Here is a 10,336-nt window from a genome sequence, read left to right on the forward strand (position 1 = left end):
GCCTTACACCCTTGCGGCGCTTGAGCACGGGCTTCTGTCGGAATGGCGGGCCACCCTGATCGTCCGGGAAAGCGCGTGCCTCGATGTCGAGGAACGTCGGGCTTTGGATGCCGAGCTGTGCGGCGAGCCGACCGATCTGGACGGCATGGGAGATGCGCGGGTGGCCGCCGCAGCCAGGGCCATCGCTTATCGGCTTGATCCGCACGCTGTTGTGGGGCGCGCGGCCAAGGCGGAGAACGAACGGTGCGTCACAATCCGCCCGGCGCCCGACACCATGACGTATCTGACGGCGCTTTTACCGGTCGCCACAGGCGTGTCGGTGTATGCGGCGTTGCGCCGCCAGGCGGACACCACCTTCGATGGGCGGTCGCGCGGGCAGGTCATGGCAGACGCCCTGGTCGAACGCGTCACCGGAAGAAGCGCAGCAACGGCGGCGCCGATCGCGGTCAACCTCGTGTTGTCGGACGCCACGTTGCTCGGCGGCGACGACACGCCGGCTGAAGTCGGCGGCTACGGCCCGATCCCGGCCGCGGTGGCCCGTCACCTGGTGGCGACCGCGGTCGACGACCGCCGTTCACAAGCGACGCTGCGCCGGCTCTACGCCCATCCTCAGTCCGGGGCCCTGGTCGCCCTCGAATCGCGGGCGCGGCTCTTTCCTCGTGGGCTGGCCACCTTCATCGGTTTGCGTGACCAACGTTGCCGCACGCCGTACTGCGATGCACCGATTCGGCACACCGACCATGCGCAACCGCGCGTTAAAGCCGGCCCGACCAACGCGGTCAACGGAATTGGCTTGTGCGAGCGGTGCAACTACGTCAAAGAGTCCGCCGGCTGGCGGGTCACCGCGTCTGTCGACGAATCAGGACGACACACAGCGGAATTCACCTGCCCGACAGGTGAGCACTACCGCTCCAGCGCTCCATCGCGCGGCCCTACCATCACCGTCAGCAAGCTCGAGTTCCGCATCGGCATTGCCCTGGCCCGTCACGCCGCCTAACGCCTGCCTAGTCGGCGGGCGGCTCGGACCGGGGCGGAGGCTCTGAGGGCGCGAAGACCCAGTGGCTCGGGTTCTTTGGCGAGTACATGACCGGGATCAGCTGCCCGACGGCCGGCCAGTCAGCGACATTCACTGCCATCCGCTGATAAACGGTGTACTCATCGACCGTGGGCCCGTTGATCACGCCGGTGATCGTGACGTACTGCTCGCCGGTGGCATCGGGTCGGGGACTCACACCGGTGAGCAGCAGGGTGCCGTCCACAGTGTCGACCGGCTTACGGCGGAAGAACCGTGGCGCCAGAAATAACGCGAGCGCCATCACCAGCAGTAGCAGCACACCGGTACTCCACACGTACGCCATGGTAGGACTGCTGCCGTGAGCCGACATGACCTTGCATTCGCGCTGGGTTTGGCCGACGAAGCCGACATGGTGACGCTCGCCCGATTCGGCGCGCTCGACCTGCGCGTCGACACCAAGCCGGACCTGACCCCGGTGACCGACGCCGACCGGGCGGTCGAGTCCGCGTTGCGTGCCGGACTGGCCCGCGAACGCCCCGGCGACAGCATTCTCGGAGAGGAGTTCGGCGGACAACCGATGTTCAGCGGCCGGCAGTGGATCATCGATCCGATCGACGGCACGAAGAACTTCGTCCGCGGCGTGCCGGTGTGGGCAAGCCTCATCGCGTTGCTTGACGACGGGGTCCCTGTCGTCGGGGTAGTCAGTGCACCCGCGCTACACCGCCGGTGGTGGGCGGCTGCCGGCGAGGGCGCATTCGCTGCTGTCGACGGCTCCCCACCGCGTCGCCTCTCCGTATCGGCAGTGGCAGACCTGGCCTCGGCCAGCCTGTCTTTTTCCAGCCTGTCGGGGTGGGCCGAACGTAATTTGCGTGAACGATTCATCGGACTGACCGACGCGGTGTGGCGGGTGCGCGCGTTCGGTGACTTCTTGTCCTACTGTCTGGTCGCCGAGGGCGCCGTCGACATCGCCGCCGAACCGGAGGTGTCGGTCTGGGACCTGGCACCGCTGGACATCCTCGTCCGCGAGGCCGGCGGCGCTTTCACCGGCCTCGACGGCATCGCCGGCCCGCACGCCGGCAGTGCCGTGGCAACCAACCGTCTGCTGCACGACGAAGTGCTCGGCGCTCTTCGACCTGCGCGCTCCTGAGATCGGTGAGTGTGAACTATCTAACAGTCAGCGGATCTTACTCCGGAGTAAGGTAGCCGTATCGCATCAGGCATCGACCGAGGCTGCTGACATGACAAATACTCTTTCCACCACCGACGGAAGTGCCAAGCGGACCGGCCGCGGATCCGCCGTCGGTGCGCACAAGCACAAGCGGACCGGCATCGACATCGCGATCGGGCTGCTCACTCCGCTCGTCGGCCAGGAATTCCTGGACAGGCTTCATCTGCGCGATCCGCTGAACCGGACCCTGCGCTACGGCGTCAAGACCGGCTTCTCCGTCGCCGGCGCCACCAACCGCCAGTTCAAACGCGTTCCGGGACGTCGCAGCGGCCCTACCCGGCTGAAGGCCAGCGGCCAGGACTACTTCGACCTGACCCCCGACGAGGACCAGAAGCTCATCGTCGAAACCGTCAACGAGTTCGCCGAAGAGATTCTGCGACCCGCCGCGCACGACGCCGACGAAGCCGCGGCCTACCCACGCGACCTGATCGCTAAGGCCGCCGAATTGGGCATCACCGCGGTGAACATCCCCGAAGACTTCGACGGCATCGCCGCGCAACGCTCCAGCGTGACCAATGCGCTGGTCGCCGAGGCGCTGGCCTACGGCGACATGGGCCTGGCGCTGCCGATCCTGGCCCCCGGCGGCGTGGCGTCAGGTCTGACGCACTGGGGCAGCGCCGAGCAGCAGGCCACCTACCTGCCCGAGTTCGCCGGTGACAACGTGCCGCAAGCCTGCCTGGCCATCGCCGAGCCGGCGCCGTTGTTCGACCCCACCCATCTGAAGACGACGGCAACCCGCACACCGAGCGGCTACCGGCTCGACGGGGTCAAGTCCCTGGTTCCCGCGGCCGCCGAGGCCGAGCTGTTCATCGTGGCCGCCCAGCTCAACGGCAAGCCGGCGTTATTCATCGTCGAGTCGTCGACCTCAGGCCTCACCGTCAAGGCCGACCCGAGCATGGGCATCCGCGCCGCCGCCCTGGGCCGCGTCGAGCTGAACCGGGTGTCGGTGCCGCTGAACGCACGTCTGGGCGAGGACGACGCAAGCGACACCGACTATTCCGAGGCGATCGCGCTGTCCCGCCTCGGCTGGGCAGCGCTGGCGGTCGGCACCAGCCACGCGATGCTCGACTACGTCGTCCCCTATGTAAAGGAGCGCTACGCGTTCGGCGAGCCGATCGCGCACCGTCAATCCGTTGCGTTCATGTGCGCAAATATCGCCATCGAACTCGACGGTTTGCGGCTGATCACCTGGCGTGGAGCCGCGCGAGCCGAACAAGGCCTGCCGTTCGCACGGGAAGCGGCACTGGCCAAGCGCCTGGGCGCCGACAAGGGCATGCAGATCGGCCTGGACGGCGTGCAACTGCTCGGCGGCCACGGCTTCACCAAGGAACACCCGGTCGAGCGCTGGTACCGCGACCTGCGGGCCATCGGCGTCGCCGAGGGCATTGTCGTCATCTAAGTCGTCATCTAACCGGTCACCTGACTCCCCTACTTCGTTACCGAAAGACACGTCATGGCAATCAATCTGGAACTGCCCAAGAAGATGCTCGCCGTCGTCGACAAGGCGCATCAAGGCGCCGCGGAGATGATGCGGCCCATCGGCCGCAAATACGACCGGCAAGAGCATGCCTACCCGGTTGAACTCGACACTTTGTCCGAAATCTTCGCCGGAGTCACGGAGTCTGGCACCACGGGCATGGCCGGGGCCGAAGCGTTCCGCGCCGGTGATGATACGAAAGAGAACCGCAACGGCGCCAACATGGCGGCGGTCTTGTCAGCACTGGAAGCCGCCTGGGGCGATGCCGCGATGCTGTTGTCCATGCCCTATCAGGGTCTGGGCAACGCGGCGGTCTCCGGGGTGGCCACCGACGAGCAGCTGCAACGGTTGGGCCGAGTCTGGGCCGCGATGGCCATCACCGAGCCGGAATTCGGATCCGACTCGTCAGCCGTGTCCACCACCGCCACGCTCGACGGCGACGAATACGTCATCAACGGCGAGAAGATCTACGTGACGGCGGGTTCGCGCGCCACTCACATCGTGGTGTGGGCGACTCTGGACAAGTCGAAAGGCCGTGCGGCGATCAAGTCGTTCATCGTCCCGCGCGAGCACCCCGGCGTCACCGTCGAACGGCTGGAGAACAAGCTGGGCATCAGGGGCTCCGACACCGCCGCGATCCGGTTCGACAACGCTCGGATACCGAAGGAGAACCTGCTCGGCAGCCCCGAGATCGAAGCCGGCAAAGGGTTTTCCGGGGTCATGGAGACCTTCGACAACACCCGCCCGGTGATTGCCGCCATGGCTATCGGGATCGGCCGCGCCGCGTTGGAAGAGCTCCGCAAGGTTCTCACCGACGCCGGCGTCGAAATTTCCTACGACAAGCCGTCGCACGCCCAAAGCGCCCCTGCGGCCGAATTCTTGCGACTCGAAGCCGATTGGGAAGCCAGCTATTTACTGGCGCTGCGCTCTGCCTGGCAAGCCGACAACCGCATCCCCAACTCCAAAGAAGCATCGATGGGCAAGGCCAAAGCCGGCCGGGTGGGTAGCGACATCACCCTCAAGGCCGTCGAATTAGCTGGCACGACAGGATATTCCGAACAGACGCTGTTCGAGAAGTGGGCGCGTGACTCCAAGATCATGGACATCTTCGAGGGCACGCAGCAGATCCAGCAATTGGTCGTCGCGCGCCGCTTGCTGGGCCTGTCATCGACTGAGCTGAAGTAGCTGCTATTCGACGACCCCGTGGTGCAATTCGGCGAACAGCTCGGTGTTGCGGCTGTAGTCGACCGGCACGTCGATGATGCTGACACCCGGCGCGGTCAGCGACTCGTGCAGCGCGGCGGTGAATTCTGCGAGGCTGCCGACGCGAATTCCGTTGGCGTCGAACGCTGCTGCGTATTGGACGATGTCGTAATCGCCTAATTGCACCCCGGACTTGCGTCCGTACTTCAGCAGCTGTTGGAAGGCGACCATGTCATAGGCGTTATCGCGCATGATGACGTGGGTGAACTTCAGCCCCAGACGTGTAGCGGTCTCCAGTTCTTGGGCACTGAACAGGAATCCGCCGTCACCAGAAACCGAGACCACCTGCGTACCGGGACGCACCATCGCGGCGGCCATGGCCCACGGCAGCGCCACACCGAGCGTCTGCTGCCCGTCGGAGAACAGCAGGCGCCGTGGCTGGTATACCCGAAAGTGCCGGGCCATGTAGATGTAGTGCGAGCCCACATCGCAGGCGATGGTCGCGTCGTCGTCTAGCAGGTCGCGAATCGTGAGCACGAGAGCGACTGGGCTCACGGCGCCACTGGCTTCCGAATCAGCCCGTGCATCGTCGTCGATCTGCTTCAAGGCCGCGCGTTGGTCGGCGACGGCCGCACTCGCCGAGGCTGACAACCGCAGGCCCGAGAGCAGCCGCGTCAACGCGGTCACCGTCGCCGCGATATCGCCCCGCAGTTCGATACTCGGCTGGTAGTGCTCGTCGATATCGGCGGGCACTTCGTCGATGTGGACCACCGTCCGCGCCGGATCGGGATTCCACAGCACGGGGTCGTATTCCACCGGGTCGAAGCCCACCGTCACCAGCACATCGGCTTGACCTATCAGGATGTCACCCGGCTGGTTGCGGAAGAGCCCGACACGGCCGACGAAATGGTTCTCCAGTTCGCGCGACACCACGCCGGCGGCCTGAAACGTCTGCACGACCGGCAGGTCTGTGACGGCCAGCAGTTCACGCAGCGCCGCACACGGCGCCGGGTCGCCGGCGCGGATACCGACGAACAACATCGGAAACTGCGCAGCGCGAACCAGATCGGCGACCTTTGCGATCGCCTCTGCCGGCGCGGGACCGAGCGGCGGCACCGGCGCCGGTCGCACGATCGCATTGCTGGTCGGTGCGGCAGAGACGTCGGCCGGCAGCACCACTGCGGTGGCACCGCGTGGGACCGTGGTGGCTATCCGGATCGCGTTGGCCACCGCCTCCGGAACGTTCCGGGGATCGTCGACCTCACCGGTGTACTTGGTGAAGGGTCGCAGCGCCGCGACGGCGTCCATCGACTGGTGGGTGCGTTTGAGGCGGTCGACCCTCGCGACGGCGCCACAGATCGCGATCATCGGGTCCTGCTCGGTGGTCGCAGTGACTAATCCGGTGGCCAGATTGGTGGTGCCGGGACCCGAAGTCACCACAACTGCTCCCGGCGTGCCGGTGAGCCGACCGACGGCCGCCGCCATGAACGCTGCGTTCTGCTCATGGCGGCAGACCACCGGCTCGAGACCGCTGTCGAGCAGCGCGTCGAACACCGCGTCGATCTTGGCCCCGGGCACGCCGAACACGTGCCGAATACCGTAGGCGCGCAACGTCTCAACCACCCGCTGAGCCGAGCGGACCGCCTCCTCGCTCATCAGTCGCCCTCGGTCTGGCGGATCTGGCTTTCCAGGTCAGCCGGATTCAGGTCGGCGTCGAGGAATTCCGGTGTGCGCTGTAAACTCAGGTGCAATTCCGAGCGCACACCGATCTCGACGGTTCCGTGGTCGAGCCGGTAGTCGAGGGTATGCCCGCCGTGCCGGCGGTCGGTGTCGATGAAGTGGGAGTGGTAGCCGGCCACCGAGATGCCTTGCTCGTAGTCCGGCATGCGGAAACCGGCCAGCGTGCCGTCGACGTCGACGAGCGTCACCTTCTGCTGGTCCTGGGTGGCTTCGGTGAACGGCCGGTAAGGCCGGTGTTGCTCGGTGACCGTGCGGGTGCGAATCATGCTGAAGTGGCCGGTGATTCGCACGGCGATCATCAGGTTTGCGCTGCCCAGCGCATCGTCGATCAACGCTTTGAGCGCGGCGCGCTCGTGCGGATCCGACACCGCTATAGTCCGGTCCGAACGAAACCAGGTGACCGCGGCGAACGGGGTCAGTTCGTCGGGATCGGCGACCGTCGCGCTGCCGTCACCCCGCAGTTGGTAGCAGGCCCCGTCGAGCACCAGCATTTCACCGTCCAGACGGTTGAAGGTACCCAAACCAAAATCCCCGTGCCTCAACAACTCTCTAATCGTGACGTTTCCCTCGTACACGCCACCGAGCAGCGCGCCCATCGTGGACGTCTGAAAGATCTCGCTGCCATGGCGGTGCGCGACGGCCGCGTGAGCCCACCGGCGGAAAGCGGCTGCGCCGGTGTGGCGTGGCCTCGAAGCGGCCATCTAACTCAGCCGGCGAGCCCGGTCAAGCTGGCACGAGTGTCCTCGTCCAATTCGATGTCGGCGACGGCGAGATTCTCCTCCAGGTGTTGCACGGATGACGTACCGGGAATCAGCAGGATGTTCGGCGCCGCGTTCAGCGTCCACGCCAGCGCGATCTGCGCCGGCGTGTATCCGAGCCGCTGAGCTGCTCGTTGCACCGATTCGTTGCCCAGCACCGGATTCGGCTGTGCGAAGGCCGATCCCAGTGGGAAGTACGGCACGAAGGCGATGCCGCGGGCCGTACATTCCGCCAACAAGGGACCCGACGAACGTTGCGCGATGTTGAAAGCATTCTGCACACAGGCGATCTCGGTGCGCTCGAGCGCGCGCAGCAGGTGGTCGAGAGTGATCTCGCTGAGCCCGATGCCGCCGATCAACCCTTCGTCGCGGGCGGCGATCATCACCGAAAGCTGCTCGTCAAAGTACTGGTCGGGCGCGGAGCCTTCCATCAGCCGCAGATTGACTGCGGCCAGCTGATCGACGCCCAAGGCGAGCAGATTCGCCTCGATATCCCTCCGCAGATCGGCGGGTTCGTCGAGCGGCAGCCACGCCCCGTTGTCGTCACGACGAGCACCGACCTTGCTCACCAACGCCAGGTTCTCCGGATACGGGTGCAGCGCCTCCCGGATGAGCTCGTTGGCCACGTCCGGGCCGTAGAACTGCGCGGTGTCGATGTGGTCGACACCGAGTTCGACAGCTCGCCGAAGTACCGCCAGCGCCTGCTCGCGGTCGCGGGGCGGCCCGAACACGCCGGGGCCGGGCAACTGTATCGCGCCAAAGCCGATGCGGTGGACGGAGTACTGACCAATCGGGAAGGAATCCATCCGAAAAGGCTATCGGGCTGCCGATAGGCTGTGGACGCTCCGGCCGGAAGCTCTCCGGCCGCTGACGGGCGGAGGCGGCATGCGCGCGGCACAGGTGACTCGGTTGGACGGTCCGGACGCGGTCGAGGTGACCGAGGTCGACGAACCGACACCCGGGGGCGTGATCGTCGACGTCCATGCCGCTGGCGCGGCGTTCCCGGACGCGTTGCTCACCCGCGGGCTCTATCAATACCGGCCGGAACCCCCGTTCGTGCTCGGCGCGGAGATCGCCGGGGTGGTGCGCTCGGCACCCGAGGACGCCGGTGTGCGTCCCGGCGACCGGGTCGTCGGTCTGACGATGCTCATCGGCGGCATGGCCGAGGTCGCGGTGCTGACGCCGGACCGAACCTTCAAGTTGCCCGACAACGTCAGCTTCGAAGCCGGCGCCGGTCTGCTGTTCAACGATCTGACGGTGTATTTCGCGCTGACCACCCGCGGCCGGCTACAACCCGGCGAGACGGTGCTGGTGCATGGCGCGGCCGGCGGGATCGGCACGTCGACGCTCCGGCTGGCGCCGGTGCTCGGCGCGTCCCGCACCATCGCGGTGGTCAGCACGAAGGAGAAGGCCGAGGTCGCCACGGCGGCCGGCGCGACCGATGTGGTGCTCGCCGAGGGGTTCAAGGACGCGGTCAAGGAGTTGACCGGCGGGCGCGGGGTCGACCTGGTACTCGACCCGGTGGGCGGTGACCGCTTCACCGACTCGCTCCGCTCGCTGGCTCCGGGGGGTCGGCTGCTGGTGGTCGGCTTCACCGGCGGCGAGATTCCCACCGTGAAGGTCAACCGGCTGTTGCTGAACAACGTCGACGTGGTCGGTGTCGGCTGGGGCGCCTGGACCGGGAAGCATCCCAACGCGCTGGCCGAACAGTGGGCCGGGCTCGAGGAGCTGCTCAGCTCCGGTCGACTGTCTCCACCGGAGCCACTGGTCTACCCACTGGAGGAAGCGGCCGCGGCGATCGCGTCGCTGGAGAACCGCACCGCCAAGGGCAAGGTCGTCCTGCGTATCCGGGACTGACCGTCGCCGTAGGGTAGTTGGATGAGCGCCACCGGGCCGTTGCAGGGCGTGCGGGTGCTCGAGCTGGGCACCTTGATCGCCGGACCGTTCGCCGGCCGGCTGCTCGGCGACATGGGCGCCGATGTCATCAAAATAGAAGCGCCCGGCGCGCCTGACCCGCTGCGCACCTGGGGCCAAGCCGAACTCGACGGGCACCGCTTCTTCTGGACGGTGCACGCCCGCAACAAGAAAGCCGTCACCCTCGACCTGCGCCGGCCGCAGGGTAAAGAGCTCTTCCTCGAACTGGTCGAGAAGTCCGACATCGTGGTGGAGAACTTCCGTCCCGGCACGCTGGAAAAATGGGATCTCGGCTATGACGTGCTGTCGTCCCGTCACCGCGGCGTCATCCTGGTCCGGGTGTCCGGCTACGGCCAGACCGGTCCGGACGCGCAGAAGGCCGGCTATGCGTCGGTGGCCGAAGCGGCCAGCGGGCTGCGTCACCTCAACGGTTTCCCCGGACAGCCACCGCCCCGACTGGCGCTCTCGCTGGGTGACAGCCTGGCCGGAATGTTCGCCGCCCAGGGAGCGCTGGCCGCGCTGCACCGGCGCGCCCGCACCGGCGAAGGTCAAGTGGTCGACGTCGCGCTGACCGAATCCTGCTTGGCCATCCAGGAATCCACCATCCCCGACTATGACGTCGGCGGCGTGGTACGCGGGCCGTCGGGGACTCGGCTGGAGGGCATCGCTCCGTCCAATATCTACCGCAGCGCGGATGGCACCTGGGTGGTGATCGCGGCCAACCAGGACAGCGTCTTCGTGCGGCTATGCGGGTTGATCGGCCGGCCTGAACTGGTCAACGACGAGCGGTTCGCCAACCACGGCGCCCGCGGCCGCAATCAGGACGAGCTGGACAAGATCATCGGCGACTGGGCCGCGCAGCGACAGCCCGGCGAGATCATCGAGACGCTGTCCGCCGGCGGCGTGATCGCCGGACCGATCAACACGGTCGCCGACGTCGTCGAAGATCCGCAACTGAAAGCCCGCGAGATGATCGCCGCCCACTACGACGAACGAATACA

At 66.7% G+C, this 10,336-nt stretch carries 10 protein-coding genes; 6 read left to right on the forward strand and 4 right to left on the reverse strand.

All coding sequences use genetic code 11. The features are described from left to right. On the forward strand, window positions 1-997 hold a 997-nt coding region (locus WA317_RS06525), incomplete at its 5' end, for an HNH endonuclease (RefSeq protein WP_425172260.1). Between the two features lie 7 nt (window positions 998-1,004). Here WA317_RS06525 and WA317_RS06530 read toward each other — a convergent pair. Beyond that, the gene (locus WA317_RS06530) at window positions 1,005-1,349 is read right to left on the reverse strand and encodes a hypothetical protein (RefSeq protein ID WP_425172269.1); all 345 of its coding nucleotides are present in this window, start codon (window positions 1,347-1,349) and stop codon (window positions 1,005-1,007) included. Window positions 1,350-1,373: 24 nt separating this feature from the next. Here WA317_RS06530 and hisN point away from each other — a divergent pair, with 24 nt between their 5' ends. The 3 genes from hisN to WA317_RS06545 all read left to right on the forward strand — a co-directional run bounded on the left by hisN (window position 1,374) and on the right by WA317_RS06545 (window position 4,905). Beyond that, window positions 1,374-2,162 carry a histidinol-phosphatase gene (hisN, locus tag WA317_RS06535; RefSeq protein ID WP_425172261.1) on the forward strand — a complete coding sequence of 263 codons (789 nt, stop codon included), beginning with the start codon at window positions 1,374-1,376 and terminating at the stop codon, window positions 2,160-2,162. 91 nt (window positions 2,163-2,253) lie between these two features. Then, a complete protein-coding gene (locus WA317_RS06540; RefSeq protein ID WP_425172262.1) occupies window positions 2,254-3,642 on the forward strand; it encodes an acyl-CoA dehydrogenase family protein in 1,389 nt (462 codons plus the stop codon). A gap of 54 nt (window positions 3,643-3,696) precedes the next feature. Next, window positions 3,697-4,905: an acyl-CoA dehydrogenase family protein gene (locus WA317_RS06545; RefSeq protein ID WP_425172263.1), complete on the forward strand. Its 1,209-nt coding sequence runs from the start codon at window positions 3,697-3,699 to the stop codon at window positions 4,903-4,905. Between the two features lie 3 nt (window positions 4,906-4,908). Here WA317_RS06545 and alsS read toward each other — a convergent pair whose 3' ends face one another. Genes alsS through WA317_RS06560 form a run of 3 tightly spaced genes read right to left on the reverse strand, consistent with a single transcriptional unit; the run spans window position 4,909 to window position 8,227 of the window. Further along, a complete protein-coding gene (gene alsS, locus WA317_RS06550) occupies window positions 4,909-6,579 on the reverse strand; it encodes an acetolactate synthase AlsS (protein WP_425172264.1) in 1,671 nt (556 codons plus the stop codon). Beyond that, complete coding sequence (gene budA / locus WA317_RS06555; RefSeq protein ID WP_425172265.1) at window positions 6,579-7,364, reverse strand: acetolactate decarboxylase; 786 nt, start codon at window positions 7,362-7,364, stop codon at window positions 6,579-6,581. The genes alsS and budA overlap by 1 nt, the downstream gene beginning before the upstream one ends. Window positions 7,365-7,369: 5 nt before the next feature. Further along, on the reverse strand, window positions 7,370-8,227 hold the full coding sequence (locus tag WA317_RS06560; protein WP_425172266.1) for an oxidoreductase: 858 nt from the start codon (window positions 8,225-8,227) through the stop codon (window positions 7,370-7,372). Between the two features lie 79 nt (window positions 8,228-8,306). Between WA317_RS06560 and WA317_RS06565 the strand changes: the two genes are divergently transcribed. Both WA317_RS06565 and WA317_RS06570 read left to right on the forward strand, forming a co-directional pair. Next, the gene (locus tag WA317_RS06565; RefSeq protein WP_425172267.1) at window positions 8,307-9,278 is read left to right on the forward strand and encodes an NADPH:quinone oxidoreductase family protein; all 972 of its coding nucleotides are present in this window, start codon (window positions 8,307-8,309) and stop codon (window positions 9,276-9,278) included. Between the two features lie 21 nt (window positions 9,279-9,299). Beyond that, on the forward strand, window positions 9,300-10,336 hold a 1,037-nt coding region (locus WA317_RS06570; protein ID WP_425172268.1), incomplete at its 3' end, for a CaiB/BaiF CoA transferase family protein.

Source organism: Mycobacterium sp. (assembly GCF_049802695.1).
Classification (GTDB): domain Bacteria; phylum Actinomycetota; class Actinomycetes; order Mycobacteriales; family Mycobacteriaceae; genus Mycobacterium.

Coding starts and splice junctions, on each gene's coding strand:
- WA317_RS06540 (WP_425172262.1), top strand. CDS start 2,254: ATGACAAATACTCTTTCCACCACCGACGGAAGTGCCAAGCGGACCGGC.
- WA317_RS06545 (WP_425172263.1), top strand. CDS start 3,697: ATGGCAATCAATCTGGAACTGCCCAAGAAGATGCTCGCCGTCGTCGAC.
- alsS (WP_425172264.1), bottom strand. CDS start 6,579: ATGAGCGAGGAGGCGGTCCGCTCGGCTCAGCGGGTGGTTGAGACGTTG.
- budA (WP_425172265.1), bottom strand. CDS start 7,364: ATGGCCGCTTCGAGGCCACGCCACACCGGCGCAGCCGCTTTCCGCCGG.
- WA317_RS06560 (WP_425172266.1), bottom strand. CDS start 8,227: ATGGATTCCTTCCCGATTGGTCAGTACTCCGTCCACCGCATCGGCTTT.
- WA317_RS06565 (WP_425172267.1), top strand. CDS start 8,307: ATGCGCGCGGCACAGGTGACTCGGTTGGACGGTCCGGACGCGGTCGAG.